The following is a 19,459-nucleotide window of genomic DNA, read 5'->3' on the forward strand; positions in this document are numbered from 1 at the left end:
GGTTAGCAGTGCTTTGCATGGTTTGGCGGGGAGCGTGACTAATACCGGAGGGGATCACCCTCCGGTCATATTCATGAAGCGCAGGATCTGCACATCGCCGTTGCTGGAGAAGTGATGACGCTCCGGCTTCAGGTCCATGGAGTCTATGATGGTTTGCCGCAGTTTGTCATCGGTCACCGGGTGGCCCCGAAGTACCCGGCGAAGGTCTACAGAATGCTCGTTACCCAAGCATAGAAGTAATCGGCCTTCAACGGTTACCCGCACCCGATTGCAAGTGGAGCAAAAGTTGTGGGAGTGGGGCGAAATGAAGCCTACCTTGATTGGGCTGTCTGACATTCGGTAATAGCGAGCGGGGCCGCCTGAGTCTTCAGGGGTTGGCATCAGGTCGTGGTGTTGGCGAACAATGTCGCGCACCTCATCACTGGTGCACAGTGCCTGCCCGCGATCGTGCTCGGAAATCTCGCCCAAAGGCATTTCTTCGATAAAGGTAATGTCGACGTTTTTCTTCCGGGCAAACTCGATCAAATCCGGAACTTCGTGATCATTCCCGCCTTTCATTACAACGGTGTTCAGCTTGATGCCTTTAAAGCCGGCGTCTTTTGCAGCGTCTATGCCTTCCAGTACCCGCGACAGTTTGCCGGTGCGCGTAATGCTTGCGAATTTTTCCGGGTCCAGAGAGTCCAGGCTGATATTCAGTCGCTTCAGGCCCGCTTTGCGCAGAGGTTCTGCCATGGTGGGCAGCTGGCTGCCATTGGTGGTCATGGCGAAATCACGCAGGCCGTAGGTGCCTATCTCCCGAACCAGCTCAATAATGTCTTTGCGAACCAGAGGCTCGCCACCTGTAAGACGGATTTTTTCCGTGCCCAGGGATACAAATGTTTTGGCAACCCGGGCAATCTCCTCAAGCGTCAGAACCTGTTGCCGGGGGAGAAAAGTCATCTCCTCTGCCATGCAATAAACGCAGCGGAAGTCGCAGCGGTCGGTAACGGACAGGCGTACGTAGTTGACGGTTCTGCCAAAACGGTCTGTCAGCTTGCTGTTGGGCATTGGTTTCTTTCCTGTAACTGCTGAATGCGCTTACGGATTGAGTATAGCTCCAGTATCGCAGAATCAAACCCCTAATCAGATACCCCTCGCGGGGTAAGCCTGGCAGCTCAGTTTAATGGCAAGCATTGTGCGGGTCTTTTTGATCCGGTCAGAAAATGATTGATTTTTGACCGTAACATTACTATAAAATACATGTTAATGGCTGGCGGCGTAAGCCAGAAAATATTTTGCTGGGGGATAGAATGGAAAAACTGCTGTTTCGAGCCAATAGTGCGATGGTGTGGTCTCTGATTGGGTTGGTTGCCACAGTCTTGATGGCGTATCCGCTGGCAGGCCGGTTTCCCATGATGATTCAAGTCCTGGCCCATGTGGGGACCTTGTTGTTTGCCGTTGGTATCAAAATATCCTACGTCGCACGGCTCGTGTTTTTAAGCCGCTTGGGGAGACCTGTTCACTGATTAGCGATAGAATAGGTGAAAGATTGAACAGTGCTGAGGGTCCCGCTATGACCGTGCGATCCGGAAAGACCGGTTTCAGGGTTCTTGCGTACATATCCATAGGGTTAGCCGCAATCGGGGTGGTCTTGCCATTGTTGCCGACCACGCCCTTTGTGCTGCTGGCGGCCTTTTTTGCGAGCAAGGGCTCCCCCGCTTTTGCCAGCTGGCTTGAAGAGCATCCGTCTTTTGGTCCTGCTATCAGGGATTGGCGCCGGAATAGGGTTATACCCTTAAGGGCCAAAGTTCTCGCATGTGGCATGATGTTGCTGAGCTGGGGAATTTTGTTCGCGATGGGCGCTGCCACTGTGGTTTTGGCCATCTCGGGAACTTTCCTCGCGGGTGTAGCGTCTTATTTGCTTACCAGACCCTCGTACTGACCGCTTTCACAGAATAACCGGAGTGTTGAATGCACATTACCCGTTACACCGATTACTCGCTTCGCGTGTTGATTTATCTTACGGTGCAGGGTGATCGCCTGACAACGATCCAGGAAATTGCAGACAGCTACGACATTTCCAAAAACCATCTGATGAAGGTCGTGCACCAGCTTAACAAGAAGGGTTACATTGAAACGGTGCGTGGGAAAAAAGGTGGTATGAGATTGCACAGGGCGCCTGAAGACATCAACGTGGGTGTGCTGGTGCGTGACACAGAGCATGACCTCAGTCTTGTTGAGTGTTACTCCTCTAAAAACACCTGCAAAATCTCCCCGGTTTGTGGTCTTAAACCCATATTTGGGGAGGCCTTGCAGGCGTTCCTCTCGGTGCTCGATAAGTACACGCTGAAAGACATCATGAATGAGCAGCATCAACCGCAATTATTAAGACTGCTTCAGATCGCCTGATATCCCCTTTTTGCTTTTCCATTCCCGGCCTGTTTCAGGCCGGTTGGCTCTCAAGCCTCATGCGCAAACGGTCCGGTAACGAGTACTTCAGTATTCTTTTTACGACCGTGCCGTATTGGTGCCTGAAACTACCGGTGTTGTAGCGGATGCCATGCTTGCGGCAGACGCTCTGAACCCTTTCGGAAACCTCGGGGTACCGGTGTGCTGGCAGGTCCGGGAAAACGTGATGCTCTATCTGATAACTCAAGTGCCCGCTAAGCAGGTGTATAAGTTTGTTGCCGGTGAAGTTTGACGAGCCGGTAAGCTGGCGCAGATACCAGTGCCCCTTGCTTTCATTCTCGCAGTCTTTCTCATCAAAGGTTTCAGCGTCCTCCGTAAAGTGGCCGCAGAAAATCACCGTGGACGACCACAGATTGCGCATCAGGTTGGCGCCAAGGTTTCCGGCCAGCACGATGGGCGCCACAGGAAAGGTAATGAGCGGAAAGAACACATAATCCTTGAAGGCTTGACGCCCACCTTTGTGAAGCGCGTCTTTCAAAAACGGAAGCTTGTCGCGCAGGCGAATCTCGCCGCGCCTTACCCGCTCAAACTCCAGTTCATGCAAGCCAACGCCCCACTGGAAGAACACGCTGAGCATCACATAGCTTAAAAACTGCAGGCTGTGGGCCGGATGCCATTGTTCGTCATCACTCAGGCGCAGCAGTGCATAGCCGTAGTCCCGATCCTTGCCGATGATGTTGGTGTAGGTGTGGTGTTCGTAATTGTGCGTGCGGCGCCAGGAGTCGGATGAACAGGCGGTGTCCCACTCGTAGGTTTGAGAATGCAGAGAGGGGTCGTTCATCCAGTCATACTGGCCGTGCATCACGTTATGGCCAATTTCCATGTTCTCTATGATTTTGGAAAGGCCCAGCGAGACCGTTGCCGCCACAAAAACGGGTGGGATAAAACCGAACGGCATCATTACCCGGCCACCCACTTCGAGGGCGCGGTGCAAGCGAATTACGCGGCGAATGTAATTGGCGTCACGCTCTCCCAGATCCGCGACGATTTCATCGCGGATGCTGTTCAGATCTTGTGCCAATTCCTGGAGCTGGTCTTCGGTCATCTGTGACATGGGGTTGCTCCTTAAATCTCGATGGTGACAGGGCCATGGGGGATGGATATGCAAAGCTGAACGCTCTCTTCCCCTGGCCCGGAAGCCTTGCCTGTGAGCCGGTTAATCACTGTGCCGCTGGTTTTGCGGCAGCTGCATTGGTGGCATATGCCCATACGACAGCCGTGGCGGGGCGAAAGACCGGACGCCTCTGCGATTTCCAGAAGACTGGCGTCGCCCTCAGAACTGGCTTCCAGATTGCTCTTTCCAAACTGAACCTTGCCGCCAAGAACCTGGTTCGCAAGGTCGGCATTCAGTGCCGGCGCTGCGGTGGAAAAAAAGGTGCTGTGGATGTCTTTTTTGCGTATGCCATGCTCGTGCAATTGCTTGTTGGCCAGGTCCATCAGTCCCTTGGGGCCGCACAGGTAGACCTGCCTTGCTTTGAGCCCGGGCACAGTGCTCAGGTCCTGGCTTTTTAAGTACCGGGGTTTGTCGCTTTCATCCGTCGCGATGATTCTCAAAGTCAGCGCGCTGTAGCGGCGTTCAAGAGCATGCAAACGCTCGGCGGCAATGATGTCCTGCTGGGTGCGCACGAAATAGAGCAGAGTGACCGGTGCCCGGAAATCCTGAGCTGCCATAGTTTCCAGATGGCTTAAAACGGGCGTAATCCCGCTACCGCCGGCAATAAAGAGCACAGGCTGCGGGGGTTCTGGCAGCAGGAAATCGCCGAAGGCCTCGCCCAGTCCCAGCACCTGACCCTCACTCAGGTTGTCGTGCAGCCAGTTGGTTACCAGGCCGCCCGGCAGACGTTTGATGGTCAAGGTGACAAGCCCTTGTTTGGCCCACAACTCCGGGGAACTTGAAAGACTGAAGGTGCGGGTGCGCTGAACGCCATCAATTTCAACGCAAATGTTTACGTGTTGGCCCGCTTGAAAACCCGCCCAGCGTGCGGCAGGTTTCAGTGTAAATGTGCGGGTATCAGAGGTTTCCTGAATTACTTGCTCAACCCTTGCGAGGGTTTGCCCCTGCACCAGCATGGGGTTGAGTGTCTCAAGCAATGGATCGAAGAAAGCAGCCGGATCATTCCGGTTAAAAAGCTGCCTTCCTAGCCAGTGCAGAGCTCGTGTTTGGGGAATTCTTGCCAGCATGATGCTTTCTCCTTATGCGGCCTGACCAATGTGTACACTTGTTCACATGTTGTGTACGACTGTACACATGGCCTTTCGGGCGCACAATGGAGATGGTTTCTTTGGCGCAATATGACAAGTCTCCGGTGTTTTAAAGTCCTCGTCTGTGTACACTTGTGACTTGGACTCAATGATAACGGCAGTATGGGCAGGTGATGTCGGAACGAAAAAGGCGCAAGCCCGGTGAAACCCGTGACAAGCTGATGAGTGCGGTGCTTACATTGGTGGGCAAGGGCAGGCATTTTGCCAGTCTTGGTATTCGTGAGGTGACCCGCCAGGCTGGCGTGGTGCCCACATCGTTTTACCGGCACTTCCGCAATATGGACGATCTCGGGCTGCAGCTGGTTGATGAGCTTGGACTAGTCCTGCGCCGAATGATGCGGGAGGCGCGGGAAAACGTGCTTCAGGCGGACAAGCTGATTGAAGAGTCGGTGGGGATTTTTGTCAGTCACGCCCAGGCAAACCGCAGCTTTTTTCTGTTTATGGCGCAGGGACTAGCCGGTGAAAGTCGGGCTATTCAGGACGGTATTCGCAGTGAAATGCGGTATTTTGCCAGTGAGCTGGCGAACGATTTGCGGCGTCTGAAAATGGCGGATCATCTTTCAGATGGCGATCTGGATATGACCTGTGATCTGGTAGTTCGCAGTGTGGCCTTCAGCCTTACAGATCTGATCGGTGTGTCGGCAGAAGACGAGTATCAGGTAGAGCAAATAAGGAAGCGAACATGCCGCTTCCTTCAGCTTATCTTTGTGGGTGCGGCCCACTGGAACAACCCGCAGCCCTGAACACAGGGCTGCCTGCGGTCAAGGCTTCGTGCTTTTGCTGGCCCGTGCTTTTTTCGGTTTGCGCTTGGGCGGAAGAATCAACTTCTCCAGTTCATCCAAAGCTTCTCCTGTGTACACCGCAAGCTTCTGCATGCTGGGCAGGGTATCCCGGCATCCGGTAAACCCGAAGTTCAACGATCCCGCGTAGCTCAGGCAGGTAATGTTCAGTGCGCCGCCATGGGCAATCAACGAAACCGGATACATGGCTTCCAGTTTGGCACCCTCGTAATACAAGGGTTCCTGAGGGCCGGGTACGTTCGAGATGGTAACGTTGAACACTGGGCGCATACGGCCGCCAAGGCCTGATAGAAGCTGCAGAATATAAGGCGACATCAGCAGCATGGTGTACTGGGTGAGGGCGCTCTTTGGCAGCTTTTGCAGGTGTTCTTTTGCTTGATGGGTGGATGTCTTGATGTTCTGCAAACGAGTAAGTGGATCGGATTCGTTTGTGGCCAGAGATGCGATCATAAAGCTGATTGCCGTGCCCGTGCCCTGATCATCTGCAGGCCGTATGTTTACGGGAATGCCTGCTGTAAGAGCGGTATTTGGCAGATCACCCTGCTCCATCAGAAAGCGCCGAAGTGCCGTGCCGCATAGATAAAGAACGATGTCGTTCAGGGATGACTTGGATATGTGGGCCAGATCTTTCAGGCGGTCAAGCTGGTAGTGCTGCGTGGCGAAGCGACGCTGGCCTGTTACCCGGTGGTTGATCTTGGATACCGGCCCGGCAAAGGGTGCAGTAAGGCCGGTCTCCGGGTGGCGAGCAGACTGCATGAGACGGTTACCCGCACGCAGCAGCGTGGGTGCCATATCAGCCTGCAGTTTGACCGCCCCCAATGCCTGAGAAAAAATGGCGGGAACACTTTGCCTGGTCTCGCTCTTGCGGGGTTTGAGCCTTTCTGGCCGCATAGCCCAAGGCGGCAACATGCCTCGCTCACCAGGGTCTTTGCTCAAAACCCGCTGGAGTAAACGCACGCCACTGATACCATCAATCATTGAGTGGTGCATTTTGGTGTAAAGCGCAAAGCGGTTGTTTTCCAAACCTTCAATAACGTGGCATTCCCAGAGCGGGCGAGCGAAATCAAGAGGGTTGGAGTGCAGGCGCGATACCAGAACGCCGAGTTCCCTTTCGCCGCCAGGTTTTGGCAGGGCTGAGTGGCGTACGTGGTAGTCAAGATCGAGATTCTTATCGCGTATCCAGGCCGGTGCAATTAGCCGGCCGATCGCGCCTGACCAGGCAAGTTTTGTACACCAGGGGGGCGCAATTTCCCCGGTTTCCTTCATGCTGCGCACCATATCGCGAAGGAAGGTGTCAGGAGCACCCTCCGGTAGCGAAAAGATCAGCATGTTACCGACATGCATTGGTGTGTCTTCAGACTCTACAGCGAGCCACGAGGCATCCAGTGTTCCCAGGCGTTTCATTCCTTGCGCACCTCTGCCCAATTGGGGGCTTGAAAGTTGGACTTTGAAAAGTTGGACTTTTAGTTGTTGCTTGCAAGTATACGGGTTGCAGACCCTACAGACGATCACCTGGATGAAAAAAAGTAAGAATGGATCACAAGCTGTTCGAGGCTTTTGTTACATTCATGCTCCCGAAAGTGAAACGCTTGTGATAGGTTCACAGTATTGGATTAATAAAAACAACAACATCGGAGGCGCTGTGGAATCCAGCCCCCTTATCTCAGCCGGACTGCCAATCGCTCTGTTTATTATTATGATCGGTATAGGCATGACCCTCACCCTTCGTGATTTTCGCCAGGTGGCCGTTTACCCCAAAGGCATGGTTGTGGGCACAGTCGCGCAGATTGTATTAATGCCCATTATTGCCTTTGCGTTGGCGTCATTACTGGCACTGCCGCCCGCCATCGCGGTGGGGTTGATTATTATTGCCGCCTGCCCCGGTGGAACCACCTCCAACCTGTTTGTACTGCTTGCCCGGGGTAATATCGCCCTCTCCATTGTGCTGACCGTCAGCGCCAGCCTGATTACCATTATTACTCTGCCACTGATCACCAATATGGCTCTTCAGTTTTACATGGGTACCGAAGAGGACATTACGCTGCCGGTAGGGAAAACCATTGGCATGCTGGTTGGTATTGTTCTGTTGCCGGTGGCGATAGGTATGCTGGTGCGTTCTCGCAAACCTGAAGTGGCGCGCAAGGCAGAGAGTATTGTGAGTGTGTTTGGCGGCATTGTGCTGGCGGTGCTGATTGTGGCGCTTGTCTACGGAACGCGGGATCAGATCTGGAAGCTGCTGGCGCAAGCGGGACCGGCAACGCTGTTGCTGAACGGGGCGGGCATTTTTATCGGTTTGCTCGCCGGCCGTGCAGCCAGCCTGACGCAGCGGGAATCCCTGGCGGTGGCGGTGGAACTGGGAGTTAAGAATGGAACGATTGGCCTGATGGTCACGCTCACTCTGCTGGAGTCCAGCACTATGTCCATTCCGGCAGCGGTCTACGGCGTGCTCATGTTCCCGATCGGATTTTTGCTGGCTATGTATGGTCGGCGCGTTATCCCCAAAACCACGGCGGGCCTTGGGGAGTAGGAGCTGCCGGCGCTCCCTCGCCGGCGATGATCAGGTAATTACTTCCGGCCGTCTTTATCTATTTTGGTAGGCTCCAGACTGCCATTGCGGAAATCGATTTCCAACTCATACCCGTCGGCATTATCACCTTCCACTTCAATATCGCCTTTGGCGTTGATGCTGATTTCCTCAATCCGGCTCATGCCCTGATTCATACTGGCATCAATGTAATCAGATACTTCGGCGGCAGACAGGCCCCAGGGGCCATCTGTACGCTTGCGGCGCTCTTCTTTTTTAATGGTGCCATCGCTGCTTACATCCAGCTCGACAAACCACTCCCCATCTACCCAGCCTTCGATTTCCATGCTGCCATCATCGTTGCGGTCATCTTCCAGTTCAATGCTGTGAAAGTGGGAAATACCATAGTCTGAACCGATCTGGATGGCGCGTTTGGCGTCGTCAATGGTTCCGGATGCAAAGGCCAGTGGTGCGGCAACAAGGCTGGCGGCAAGTACAGATGCGATAAGTTTTTTCATAGTGTTACTCCTGACTCGTTGGTTGCAATGTGTCTTTCAATCGTCTTTTCAGTGCTTGTGGCAATGCGCCCGAGGCAAGCTGGCTGATGCAGGGCTTCCTGAGCGTTGAGTGCATCTTAAGTAACGCCTGCTTGCAGGAGGGTGAGTGTTTCGTTCATGGTTCATTCATGTTGGCTCTGACAGAATGAACCCATGAAAAAACTGCCCTGCTATCTTCTGAAGCTGATCATCCCCACCGCTGCGTTTATTGTTGCGGCGTTTGCCATTGCCTTGTGCCTGACCCTTCCCATGCCAGCCTCCGCAGATGAAGACTGGCGCAAACTCCATGAAGAGGTGCAGGCCGGCCGCATAAAGCCCTTGGGTGATATTCTGGACAGCCTGCTGCGCGACTGGGATGGCCAGGTGATTGATGTGGAGTTTGAGGAAGACGATGGCCGGCGGATCTACGAAATCGAACTGCTGGGCTCACAAGGCCAGGTGGTGGAGTTTGAAGTGGACGCAGTAACCGGTGAGCTGATCGGCATTGAGGGCAAAAACATCAAGGGAATGAAGCGCCAATGAAAATTTTACTGGTAGAGGATGATCAACCGCTGGCACAGGGGCTTGCCGCTTCACTTGAGGATGCCGGCTTGCTGGTGGAGATCGCAGGAGACGGCCGTACCGCGGATTTTCTGATCACTACCGAGCGCTACGACGCAGTGATTCTGGATCTCGGGCTACCCGATGGCAACGGCGCTCAATGGTTGTCCGGATGGCGCGAACAGGGCATTGAGTTGCCGGTTCTGATTCTGACCGCGCGTGAACGCTGGTCAGACAAAGCCGCAGGTTTTTCTGCGGGCGCCGATGACTACGTCACCAAACCGTTTGAAACGGCCGAAATCCTGTTCCGGTTGCGAGCCCTGGTGCGCCGGGCCCATGGCCACGCCCACCCGGTTATCCGCATAGGAGATATTTCTCTGGATACACACAGTGCACAGGTTACCCGTGCCGGAATGCCGGTATCCCTGACGGCTCAGGAATTCCGGCTGCTTTCCCATCTTGTACATGCCGCGCCTCGCGTGGTCAGCCGTGCGGAGTTAACCGAGCATGTGTATGACGGCGACACAGAGCCTGATTCCAATGTGATTGATGTTCAAGTCAGCCGCCTGCGGCGAAAACTGGGCAGCCGGAGTATTGAAACCTTGCGCGGCCAGGGCTACCGGATGGTTTCGGATAACACGGCATCATGATATCGGCAGACAAGCTGCGCCGTCTTCCAATAGCCACACGAATGCTGGCGTCGGCACTGGTGCTGACTGTGCTGATACTGCCGGCTGCCGGCGCTCTGTTGTCGTGGAATTTCAGGGAGGCGGTGAATACCGCCTTCAATGAACGACTTGAAAGCCTGCTCAATGTGGTCATTGCCGGCGTCAGTTATGATGTTCGGCAAGACACTCTGGTGACCAACAGACAGCTGGGTGATTCGCGTTTTGATCGTGTGTTTTCGGGCTGGTACTGGCAAGTGCGTGATGAGGGTGAGCGGGTGCTTACTTCCCGCTCGCTATGGGATCAACGGCTGGCCATTTCTCATGAGCCTGGCATGGCCTTTCGAACCATCATCGGGCCCAGAGATAAACAGCTCCGGTTGCTGGAGCGCGATATACGCCTTCCCAACCTTGATGAGGTTTTACATGTGCAGGTGGCCGCCAGCCTGGATGAAGTCGAAGCACAGGTTGCGAGGTTTCAGACCTTACTGTGGTTGTCGTTGGCGACACTGGGCGGTCTTCTTATTGTGCTGACCGGATTGCAGATCCGCTGGGGACTGGCGCCTCTGCGCCGGATTGAACAAAGCCTGAAAGCGGTAGAACAGGGTCGCCAACCAGCCATTGAGACGAACCTGCCCAGAGAGTTGGCACGGCTGGCGGACGCGATCAATACCGTGCTGGATAGAGATCAGCGCCTGATGGAGCGGGGTAGAACAGCTGCCGGTAATCTGGCTCACGCCCTGAAAACTCCGGTCGCGGTACTGGGCACTCTGGCAGAGCGCTTGCCCCAGGAGCAGCAACAGGCCATGGCTGCGGAACTTAAACGCCTGGATGAGGCTGTAAGGCACCATCTTGCCCGTGCTTCCGCAGCAGGGCCGGTCGCACTGGGAGCGGAACAGGAACTCATTGTCGTACTCAAGCCCGTGGTTGAGGGTGTTCGGCGCCTAGCGGGCAGGCGCGGCCTGGAGTTTCATAGCGAGTTGAACTCAGGGCTCAGGGTGCGGATTGATGCCCAGGACTTGCAGGAAATTGTCGGAAATCTGCTGGAAAATGCGATCAACTGGGCTAAAAGTTTCATAAATTTGACCGGCACCGTTGAAGGGGGCTGGCTGGTGCTCAGCGTTTCAGACGACGGGCCTGGCATGTCTCCGGAAACCCGCCAGCAGGCTCTGAGCCGTGGTGGCAAGCTGGATGAAGCAAAGTCCGGTTCCGGGCTGGGGCTATCGATAGTTACTGAATTGGTGGAGTTGCACGGCGGCGAGCTCCGGCTGGATGACAGCCCCGAAGGCGGCTTGCGAGCCGAAGTGATTCTGCCCCTGGCCCAGCTGCGCTCAGGGGGTTAACGGCGGCGGGTGCGGGCAATGGTACTCATCTAATACCCTACCTTCGTCGACACTTTCAAGATGCACATCAAAGCCCCAGAGCCTGTGTGCATGCCGCAGCACCTCTTCTGTATCTTTGCCCAGAGGCACTCTGTCCACCGGCACATGCCTGAGCATCAGTGAGCGGTCGCCCCGTAAATCCACGTTCCACACCTGAATATTGGGTTCCCGGTAACTGAGGTTGTACTGGCGTGCCAGTTTCTCCCGCAATTCCCGGTAGCCTGGCTCGTCGTGAATGGCCGTTACCTTGTAGTTGTCTTCCATATCGTCATCCTCAATGGCAAACAGCCTCAAGTCCCGCATCACTTTGGGCGAAAGGAACTGCTGGATAAAACTCTCATCCTTGAAGTTGGCCATGGCAAAGTGCAGGGTTTTCACCCAGTCCGTGCCGGCGATGTCGGGGAACCATTCGCGATCCTCATGGGTGGGTGTTTCGCAGATTCGGCGCAGATCGGTGAAGATCGAAAAGCCAAGAGTGTAAGGGTTGATGCCGGAGTACCAGGGGCTATTGAATGGTGGCTGGTACACCACCGCCGTGTGGCTCTGCAGGAACTCCAGCATGAAGCCATCGGTTACCAGACCTTTCTCGTACATTCTGTTCAGCAAGGTGTAATGCCAGAAGGTAGCCCAGCCTTCGTTCATCACCTGGGTCTGGCGCTGTGGATAGAAGTACTGAGCCAGCTTGCGCACAATCCGGATAATCTCCCGTTGCCAGGTTTCCAGTAGCGGGGCATTTTTCTCGATGAAGTACAGCAGGTTTTCCTGAGGCTCCTCCGGGTAGCGTTTTTTGCGCTTTACCGGGTCTTCATCCTCGCTCATTTTTGGAATGGTGCGCCACAGATCATTCACCCTCCGTTGCAGGTATTCTTCCCGCTCTTCCTGGCGCTGGGCTTCCCTGGCGGCAGAAATGGGTGCAGGTCGCTTGTAACGGTCAACGCCGTGGTTCATTAACGCGTGGCAGGAATCCAGTATTTGCTCAACTGCATCCACGCCATAGCGCTCTTCGCATTCGGATACATAATTCCGGGCAAACACCAGGTAATCAATAATGGCACTGGCGTCTGTCCAGGTGCGGAACAGGTAATTGCCTTTGAAGAAGGAGTTGTGGCCATAGCAGGCATGGGCGATGACCAGTGCCTGCATGGGCAGAGTGTTTTCTTCCATCAGGTAGGCAATGCAGGGGTTGGAGTTGATGACTATTTCATAGGCCAGCCCCATCTGCCCGCGCTGGTAGCCTTTGGAGGTGCTGAGAAACTGCTTGCCGAAGGACCAATGATTGTAGCCAACCGGCATGCCAACCGAGCTGTAGGCATCCATCATTTGCTCGGCGCTGATTACTTCAACCTGATTGGGGTAGGTGTCCAGGCCGAACTCGGCAGCGCACTTGGCGATTTCTTCATCGTACTGCCGAATCAGATCGAAGGTCCATTCCGAGCCAGTGGAGATGGGCTTGCGAGTGGCCGGGCTGTCATTGCCTGGCGCATTGGGGCGGTCTATTGCATCGCTCATGCCGCTTTCCTCTCAAACAGCCGACGGAAAACCGGGTAGATCTCGCTCGGGTCGGCAATTTGCTGTTGGGCAAAACTCCCCGGAAATTGCTCCTGTACCCGTTCGTATTCATGCCAGAGCATCTGGTGATCCTGGGGCGTAATCTCTACATAGGCGAAGTACTGCACCAGGGGCAGAATGCGGTCAGTTAAAAGCTTGCCGCAGATGGGGGAGTCGTCGTTCCAGTTGTCGCCATCGGAGGCCTGGGCTGCATAGATATTCCACTCTGCAGGCGAGTAGCGGGAGTCGATGATCTTGTGCATCAACTTCAAAGCACTGGAAACAATGGTGCCACCGGTTTCCCGGGAATAGAAAAACTCTTCTTCATCCACTTCCTTGGCGCTGGTGTGGTGGCGGATAAACACCACATCGATTTTCTTGTAGTTTTTTCTCAGGAACAGGTACAGAAGGATGAAAAACCGTTTGGCGGTATCCTTGTGCATCTGGGTCATGGAACCGGACACATCCATCAGGCAGAACATGACGGCGCTGGTGGCCGGTTTGTGCTGCTTCAGGTGCTGTCGGTAGCGCAGGTCGATTTCATCAATGAAGGGGATGCGTTTTACATTGGCTTTCAGCCGGGCAATTTCGTCCTCAAGCACCCGGATTTGATCATCGTGGCTGAAGGCTGCATCCAGATCGGCAGGCGCGCTTTTGAGGTCCGCGAGTTGGGCCTCAAGTTCACGAATTTTCTTCTTGCGTGCGCCACCCAGACCCAACCGGCGAGCATGGGCACCGCGCAGTGACCGGATAACGTCGAGCTTGGCGGGTACGCCTTGGGTGCTGAACCCGGAACGCACATAATTGAAGGACTCGGTATCCTTGAGCTGCTTTCGGACAAGGTTCGGGAGTTCCAGATCATCGAACAGGAAGTTCAGAAACTCGTCCTGGGTAATCTGGAAGGCAAATTCATCCATGCCTTCGCCATCTGGGCTGGCATTGCCTTGCCCCTGACCCTGGCCGCCACCACCTTCGGGCTTGGGCAACAGGTCTCCCGTTACAAAATCCCGGTTGCCCGGGTGAACCATCTCGCGATGACCACCCTGGCCGTGATGAAACACCGGCTCATCAATGTCCCGCGTGGGAATACTGACGCTCTCCCCCCGTTCTATGTCGGTGATTGAGCGCCGGTGCACCGCATCCGAAACCGCCTTCTTGATGTGATGCCGGTAGCGGCGCAAAAACCGCTCCCGGTTCACCGCGCTCTTGTTCTTGCCATTCAGTCGTCGGTCGACAATGTGGGTCATACCCATAATTCACACTCCACTTACACGTTCGGGGCAAAAGCTGCAGGCCGGTTGTGCCCGGCCATACTGCCCTGCTAGTGCGACTTGCGAACTCGCAGGTACCATTCTGCAAGCAGGCGCACCTGCTTCTCGGTGTAGCCCCGATCGACCATGCGTTCGACGAACTGCTTGTGCTTGCTTTGATCCTCCTGGCTGGCTTTGGGATTGAATGAAATAACCGGCAGCAGGTCTTCGGTGTTGGAGAACATCTTCTTCTCGATCACGCTGCGGAGTTTTTCATAACTGAGCCAGGACGGGTTCTCACCCTGATTATTGGCTCGTGCCCGCAGCACAAAGTTGACCACCTCGTTGCGGAAATCCTTTGGGTTGCTGATGCCCGCCGGCTTTTCGATTTTTTCCAGTTCCTCGTTGATAGAAGAGCGGTCGAGAATTTCACCGGTTTCAGGATCCCGGAATTCCTGATCCTGAATCCACAGGTCGGCATAGGTTACATAGCGGTCGAAAAGGTTCTGGCCGTATTCGCTGTAGCTTTCCAGATAAGCGGTCTGGATTTCCTTACCGATAAACTGAACGTAGTGGGGAGCCAGGAATTCCTTGATGAAGCGCAGGTAGCGCTCCTGAACTTCTGGCGCAAATTGCTCCTGTTCAATCTGCTTCTCAATTACATACAGCAGATGAACCGGGTTGGCGGCCACTTCGGTGGTGTCAAAGTTGAACACCTTGGAGAGAATCTTGAACGCAAACCGGGTAGAGAGGCCGTCCATGCCTTCGTTTACGCCTGCAGCATCCCGGTATTCCTGAATGGATTTGGCTTTGGGGTCTGTGTCTTTAATGTTCTGGCCATCGTAAACCCGCATCTTGGAGAAGATGCTGGAGTTCTCCGGCTCCTTGATGCGGGAGAGCACAGAGAACTGCGCCAGCATGTCCAGAGTATCCGGTGCGCAGGGCGAGCCGGCAAGGGAACTGTTTTTCAGCAGCTTCTTGTAGATCTCCACTTCTTCCGTAACCCGCACACAGTAAGGCACCTTGACGATATACACCCGGTCAAGAAACGCCTCGTTGTGCTTGTTGTTGCGGAAGGTTTGCCACTCCGACTCGTTGGAGTGAGCCAGAATAACGCCATCGAATGGCACCGAACCCATGCCTTCGGTGGTGTTGTAGTTGCCCTCCTGAGTTGCGGTTAACAGTGGGTGCAGTACTTTGATGGGCGCTTTGAACATCTCCACAAATTCCATCAGCCCCTGGTTGGCTTTGCACAAGCCGCCACTGAAGCTGTAGGCATCGGGATCATCCTGGGAGTAATCCTCCAGCATGCGGATGTTCACCTTGCCCACCAGGGCAGAAATGTCCTGGTTGTTGTCGTCTCCCGGTTCGGTTTTGGATACGCCAATCTGGTCCAGCACAGAAGGGTATTTCTTTACCACGCGGAACTTACTGATATCGCCGCCAAACTCGTGCAGGCGTTTCACTGCCCAGGGGGACATGATGTTCTTGGTGTAGCGTGTTGGGATCCCGTACTCTTCTTCCAGGATGGCCGCGTCTTCTGCCGGATCAAAAAGCCCCAGGGGGGATTCGTTTACCGGGGAGCCCTTGATGGCATAGAAGGGCACCTTCTGCATCAGGTATTTGAGCTTTTCCGCCAGTGATGATTTACCGCCACCAACCGGTCCCAGCAGGTAAAGGATCTGTTTCTTTTCTTCCAGGCCCTGAGCTGCGTGCCGGTAGAACGACACGATGTTTTCTACGGCTTCTTCCATGCCATAGAATTCCGAAAACTCCGGGTATCGCTTGATGATTTTGTTGGAAAAGATGCGCGACAGACGTGGGTCGCGGGACGTATCGACAAACTCAGGTTCGCCGATGGCGATCAGTAGTCGTTCTGCGGCCGATGCATAGGCCGTTGGGTCTTTCTTGCAGATCTCGAGATATTCCTCGAGGCTGTATTCTTCTTCCTGGGTGCTCTCATACCGGTTTTTAAACTGCTGCAGTATGCTCATGGGTAGCCCCTCGCTCGCGGTTCTTTAGCTTCTAATGCACGCAATATCCCCGTTGGGTTTACGGTCGCCATGGTGGCGATTCGTTTTGGTTATGGGTGGCTGGAATCATCCGTTCTGGCCGGCCGCGATCTGTGTCGGGTTTCGGCCTGCTCTGTCTGAGCTTAGTCCACGGTCACGAGGTTGGACAGGGAGCAAATGGTTAAGGTTCATTAAATTATGTTATTGCCATGGCCTCAGCCTCAGCGTTTGGTAAGCTGGAAAACACTCTCCGTAGCGCTGGCAAGGCCTTTGCGTTTGGTGAATGGATTGTCGCTGGCAAGAGTGTTGGTTAGAACACGCTTGATGTCATAGTCAGCGCTGTAGAGCTCGTGAACTTCATCGTCGCTAACGTTGAATGGCGGCCCGGTGATTTTTGCGTTGTAGTCCAGAGTAATGAGCAGAATGCGTGTGCCGTCGGGGATGACGGCCGTAAGATGATCCACATAAGGCTTGCGCATCGACTGGGGTAAGGCGATCAAGGCGGCGCGGTCATATACCAGACGTATGTGTCGCAGATCATCTGGCACCAGTTGAAAGAAATCACCGCACCAGAGTTGCAGGCTGCCGTGCTCGAAGGTGGTAAATGGCTCGCTTGGGTGCACCATGGCTTTCTCGCCAGCCTCAGCAAAGAAATCCTTGCAGGCGATTTCGCTCAGCTCCACGCCGATGACCGGGTGCCCGCGATCATGTAGCCACCACATATCGTGAGCTTTGCCGCACAAGGGCACCAAAACACCCTCTGTGCCGCCGCCAGAGAGTTCGGGCCAATGGTCGTACAGGTATTTGTTGACGGAACCTTCGTGGAAGCCGATTTCTTTTTTGCTCCAGCGTTCGTGCCAAAAGTCATGTTCCATGGTTGCTGCTCCCTTACTTGGACGTTTGATTCAGTCTACCCTAATCTTTGCGCATATTGACGAAGGACAAACCTATGAAAGCCGTGTTTCTTGATGCCACTACGCTTGGCAACGATGTCGATTTGACCCCCATTGAGCAGGTTGCCGGCGGCATAGTGAAACATGCCGCGACAGCGCCGGGTGAAGTGCTTGAGCGAATTAGGGGCTTCGATACGGTGCTGGTGAACAAGGTGGTACTTACCCGGGCGCATATCGAACGATGCCCGGAGCTGAAAACCATTGCTGTTGTAGCTACCGGGCTGAACAACGTTGACCTGAAGGCGGCAAAAGATCACGGCGTTCGGGTGCTGAATGTCACGAATTACGGGCGCTCAACCGTGGCGCAGCACACCATGGCACTGATGCTGGCGCTGGCAACACGCCTGCTGGATTATGACCGGGATGTGAGGGCAGGGCGCTGGGGCAAAAGCGACATGTTTTGCCTGATGGATCACCCGATCCTGGAACTGGAAGGCCGAACCCTCGGTATTATTGGCTATGGCGATCTGGGCCAAGGCGTTGCTGAGCGGGCCAAAACCTTTGGTATGAAAATATTACTCGGTGCCAGGCCCGGGCAGCCGGCGGGGGAGACAGACGGCTACCCGCGGATTCCCCTCGATGAATTGCTGCCGCAAGTAGACGTGCTCTCGTTGCACTGCCTGCTCACCGACGAAACCCGAAATTTGATTGGTGCCCGGGAGTTGCAGATGATGAAGCCCGATGCCCTGCTGATTAATACCAGCCGCGGAGGTTTGGTGGATGAACAGGCGCTGGCCGATGCACTTCGTAATGGCGTGATCGGCGGCGCCGGGTTTGATGTGCTGACAGAGGAGCCGCCACAAAATGGTAATCCCTTACTCGCCGATGGAATTCCGAATCTGATTGTTACACCGCACTCGGCTTGGGCCAGTCGCGAAGCGCGGCAGCGGATTGTGGAAATTACCGCGCATAATCTTGCATCGGTTTCTTGAAGGATCATAAGGCGGGGGAGCAACAGAGAGTGGCAGGGGGATATGGTTTGCAGGGTATGACGGTTTGATAAAACCTTGGTGTGCAGTTTTTGTAGTTGTTGCGGCGGCCATGCTTTCAGGGTGTTCGACAGCGCAGCATCGCGACCAGCTAGCCTTGTTCAACTCAGCCTATGCTGCCGGGGACTACGACTCTGCACTGAAGGCGGTGAGCTTTAGCCAACCCGAAAACAAGCCAGTTGATCCCGGGGCGCACCTGCTCGAATTGCTGCATCAGGGCGAAATGTACCGTTTGACTGATCGCAACAGTGAGTCTGTGAAGGCTTATGATCTGGCTGAAGACGGAATGAAAAACCTCGACACGGCGGGGCTGTTTGAAAACACCGTGGAAGGCTTGATGGCCGTGATGGTTAACGACTCCGAGCGCGACTACAAAGCGCTGATGTCTGAGGCGGTTCTCGTCAACACATACAAAGCACTGGCGTTCCTGGCTGAGGGCAACAATGACTATGCCAGAGTGGAATTTAACAGAGCCAATGATCGTACCCGACGCGCCGTTGAATTTTTTCGCAAGGAAATCGCGGAGCAGCAAGCCGTTCTGAAAAGTGAGGCTCAGAGCGGCAACAGAAAAGCCTCTATGGTGCAAAGCAGTCTCGGGAGCAGGGAATTCCAGTCAGCAGTCCATAATCGCTACGGTTCATCGTCGACCTGGTCTGTGTTCCCTGAATTTATTGTACCCGCAAGCACCTGGCTACACGGCATCTATTTTCTGGCCAATGCCGAAGGCGGTGCTGACTATGAGCGTGCCGCCACCTCACTCAAGCGGGTGGCAGAAATCAGCCCGCAAAGCGCTGCGCTGCGGGCTGATGCAGACTTGGCAACCGGCCTTGCCTCCGGTACTCAGAGCCTTGCAGCCTTGCCATCACAGGTGTGGGTTGTGTATGAAAACGGGTTGGGCCCGGTTTTGAGAGAGTCGCGCCTCGATGTGCCTCTGATATTGCTTCATGGCAACCAGCAAGTACCGGCCTATTTTGGAATTGCGTTGCCTGAATACGCCGAACGTCCCGCTATACCCGGTAGTATTGGTGTGTCAGACGCCTCTGGCCAAGTGGCAACAACGGAACGAATCTCGGATATGGGCAAGGTGTTTCGTACTGAAATGAAAGAGCGTTTTCCGTGGGTGTTGGCCCGGGCCGTTACATCGGCGATTGGCAAGGCAGTTCTTCAAAAGGAAGCCGCTGATCAGTTCGGCCCGATAGGCCAGCTTTTCGCGACCGTATTGACTGTTGCAACAACCCAGGCGGATCTGCGCAGTTGGCAAGCCCTGCCTAACCATTGGCAGGCTGCTCGCATCGACCGCCCGGACGATGGGCGCCTGACACTGCTGGGTCATCGGGGTGAGGTGTTGGGTAACCTGGACGTTCCACAACAGCCCTTCACCCTGGTGTATGTTAAACGACCGACCGCTCAGGCACCGGCAACAGTGATAATCATGGATTTGCAGGGTAAAACGAATGCGACTTTTGCACGCTTTCCCGAGTAGCATGAACCTTCACGGGTTTCACAGATCAAGTAATCAATACACCAGA

The 19,459-nt window shown here is 54.7% G+C and carries 19 protein-coding genes; 10 read left to right on the forward strand and 9 right to left on the reverse strand.

Annotated features, from left to right (window positions below; translation table 11 throughout):
• Nucleotides 1-54: 54 nt before the first annotated feature.
• On the reverse strand, nt 55-1,047 hold the full coding sequence (moaA, locus tag RKA07_RS14985; protein ID WP_200202823.1) for a GTP 3',8-cyclase MoaA: 993 nt from the start codon (nt 1,045-1,047) through the stop codon (nt 55-57).
• Between the two features lie 242 nt (nt 1,048-1,289).
• Between moaA and RKA07_RS14990 the strand changes: the two genes are divergently transcribed.
• Genes RKA07_RS14990 through RKA07_RS15000 form a run of 3 tightly spaced genes read left to right on the forward strand, consistent with a single transcriptional unit; the run spans nt 1,290 to nt 2,388 of the window.
• Nucleotides 1,290-1,505, forward strand: a complete 216-nt coding sequence (locus tag RKA07_RS14990) for a hypothetical protein (RefSeq protein WP_200368886.1) — start codon at nt 1,290-1,292, stop codon at nt 1,503-1,505.
• 47 nt (nt 1,506-1,552) lie between these two features.
• Nucleotides 1,553-1,921, forward strand: coding sequence for a YbaN family protein (locus RKA07_RS14995; RefSeq protein WP_200202821.1), 369 nt, complete (start codon nt 1,553-1,555; stop codon nt 1,919-1,921).
• Between the two features lie 29 nt (nt 1,922-1,950).
• Nucleotides 1,951-2,388: an RrF2 family transcriptional regulator gene (locus RKA07_RS15000; RefSeq protein WP_200202820.1), complete on the forward strand. Its 438-nt coding sequence runs from the start codon at nt 1,951-1,953 to the stop codon at nt 2,386-2,388.
• A gap of 34 nt (nt 2,389-2,422) precedes the next feature.
• Here RKA07_RS15000 and RKA07_RS15005 read toward each other — a convergent pair whose 3' ends face one another.
• Together RKA07_RS15005 and RKA07_RS15010 are read right to left on the reverse strand one after the other, a co-directional pair.
• On the reverse strand, nt 2,423-3,502 hold the full coding sequence (locus tag RKA07_RS15005; RefSeq protein ID WP_200202819.1) for a fatty acid desaturase family protein: 1,080 nt from the start codon (nt 3,500-3,502) through the stop codon (nt 2,423-2,425).
• A gap of 11 nt (nt 3,503-3,513) precedes the next feature.
• Nucleotides 3,514-4,629: a ferredoxin reductase gene (locus RKA07_RS15010; protein ID WP_310966680.1), complete on the reverse strand. Its 1,116-nt coding sequence runs from the start codon at nt 4,627-4,629 to the stop codon at nt 3,514-3,516.
• A 194-nt stretch (nt 4,630-4,823) separates the two neighbouring features.
• Between RKA07_RS15010 and RKA07_RS15015 the strand changes: the two genes are divergently transcribed.
• Nucleotides 4,824-5,453: a TetR family transcriptional regulator gene (locus tag RKA07_RS15015; RefSeq protein WP_200202817.1), complete on the forward strand. Its 630-nt coding sequence runs from the start codon at nt 4,824-4,826 to the stop codon at nt 5,451-5,453.
• Nucleotides 5,454-5,471: 18 nt separating this feature from the next.
• Here RKA07_RS15015 and RKA07_RS15020 read toward each other — a convergent pair whose 3' ends face one another.
• On the reverse strand, nt 5,472-6,914 hold the full coding sequence (locus RKA07_RS15020; RefSeq protein ID WP_310966681.1) for a WS/DGAT/MGAT family O-acyltransferase: 1,443 nt from the start codon (nt 6,912-6,914) through the stop codon (nt 5,472-5,474).
• Nucleotides 6,915-7,152: 238 nt separating this feature from the next.
• On the opposite strand from RKA07_RS15020, the gene RKA07_RS15025 reads away from it, so the two are divergent.
• The gene (locus RKA07_RS15025) at nt 7,153-8,037 is read left to right on the forward strand and encodes a bile acid:sodium symporter family protein (protein ID WP_200202815.1); all 885 of its coding nucleotides are present in this window, start codon (nt 7,153-7,155) and stop codon (nt 8,035-8,037) included.
• Between the two features lie 38 nt (nt 8,038-8,075).
• On the opposite strand, the gene RKA07_RS15030 is transcribed toward RKA07_RS15025, so the two are convergent.
• On the reverse strand, nt 8,076-8,552 hold the full coding sequence (locus RKA07_RS15030) for a hypothetical protein (protein ID WP_200368890.1): 477 nt from the start codon (nt 8,550-8,552) through the stop codon (nt 8,076-8,078).
• Between the two features lie 192 nt (nt 8,553-8,744).
• Between RKA07_RS15030 and RKA07_RS15035 the strand changes: the two genes are divergently transcribed.
• Genes RKA07_RS15035 through RKA07_RS15045 form a run of 3 tightly spaced genes read left to right on the forward strand, consistent with a single transcriptional unit; the run spans nt 8,745 to nt 11,139 of the window.
• Nucleotides 8,745-9,113, forward strand: a complete 369-nt coding sequence (locus RKA07_RS15035; RefSeq protein WP_200202813.1) for a PepSY domain-containing protein — start codon at nt 8,745-8,747, stop codon at nt 9,111-9,113.
• Nucleotides 9,110-9,781 carry a winged helix-turn-helix domain-containing protein gene (locus RKA07_RS15040; protein WP_200368892.1) on the forward strand — a complete coding sequence of 224 codons (672 nt, stop codon included), beginning with the start codon at nt 9,110-9,112 and terminating at the stop codon, nt 9,779-9,781. Before RKA07_RS15035 ends, RKA07_RS15040 begins: the two co-directional genes overlap by 4 nt.
• Nucleotides 9,778-11,139, forward strand: coding sequence for a sensor histidine kinase (locus RKA07_RS15045; RefSeq protein ID WP_200368893.1), 1,362 nt, complete (start codon nt 9,778-9,780; stop codon nt 11,137-11,139). The genes RKA07_RS15040 and RKA07_RS15045 overlap by 4 nt, the downstream gene beginning before the upstream one ends.
• On the opposite strand, the gene RKA07_RS15050 is transcribed toward RKA07_RS15045, so the two are convergent.
• The 4 genes from RKA07_RS15050 to tmpT form a co-directional block, all read right to left on the reverse strand.
• Nucleotides 11,128-12,687 (reverse strand): SpoVR family protein, encoded by a 1,560-nt coding sequence (locus tag RKA07_RS15050; RefSeq protein WP_200368894.1) that lies wholly within the window; start codon nt 12,685-12,687, stop codon nt 11,128-11,130. The genes RKA07_RS15045 and RKA07_RS15050 overlap by 12 nt on opposite strands.
• Nucleotides 12,684-13,979, reverse strand: coding sequence for a YeaH/YhbH family protein (locus tag RKA07_RS15055; RefSeq protein WP_310966682.1), 1,296 nt, complete (start codon nt 13,977-13,979; stop codon nt 12,684-12,686). Before RKA07_RS15055 ends, RKA07_RS15050 begins: the two co-directional genes overlap by 4 nt.
• Nucleotides 13,980-14,047: 68 nt before the next feature.
• Nucleotides 14,048-15,970: a PrkA family serine protein kinase gene (locus RKA07_RS15060; RefSeq protein WP_200202808.1), complete on the reverse strand. Its 1,923-nt coding sequence runs from the start codon at nt 15,968-15,970 to the stop codon at nt 14,048-14,050.
• A 239-nt stretch (nt 15,971-16,209) separates the two neighbouring features.
• A complete protein-coding gene (gene tmpT, locus RKA07_RS15065) occupies nt 16,210-16,863 on the reverse strand; it encodes a thiopurine S-methyltransferase (protein ID WP_310966683.1) in 654 nt (217 codons plus the stop codon).
• Nucleotides 16,864-16,937: 74 nt separating this feature from the next.
• On the opposite strand from tmpT, the gene RKA07_RS15070 reads away from it, so the two are divergent.
• Nucleotides 16,938-17,873: a D-2-hydroxyacid dehydrogenase gene (locus tag RKA07_RS15070; RefSeq protein WP_310966684.1), complete on the forward strand. Its 936-nt coding sequence runs from the start codon at nt 16,938-16,940 to the stop codon at nt 17,871-17,873.
• 64 nt (nt 17,874-17,937) lie between these two features.
• A complete protein-coding gene (locus RKA07_RS15075) occupies nt 17,938-19,413 on the forward strand; it encodes a COG3014 family protein (protein ID WP_310966685.1) in 1,476 nt (491 codons plus the stop codon).
• Nucleotides 19,414-19,459 lie beyond the last annotated feature (46 nt).

Source organism: Marinobacter xiaoshiensis (assembly GCF_031631795.1).
Classification (GTDB): Bacteria; Pseudomonadota; Gammaproteobacteria; order Pseudomonadales; family Oleiphilaceae; genus Marinobacter; species Marinobacter xiaoshiensis.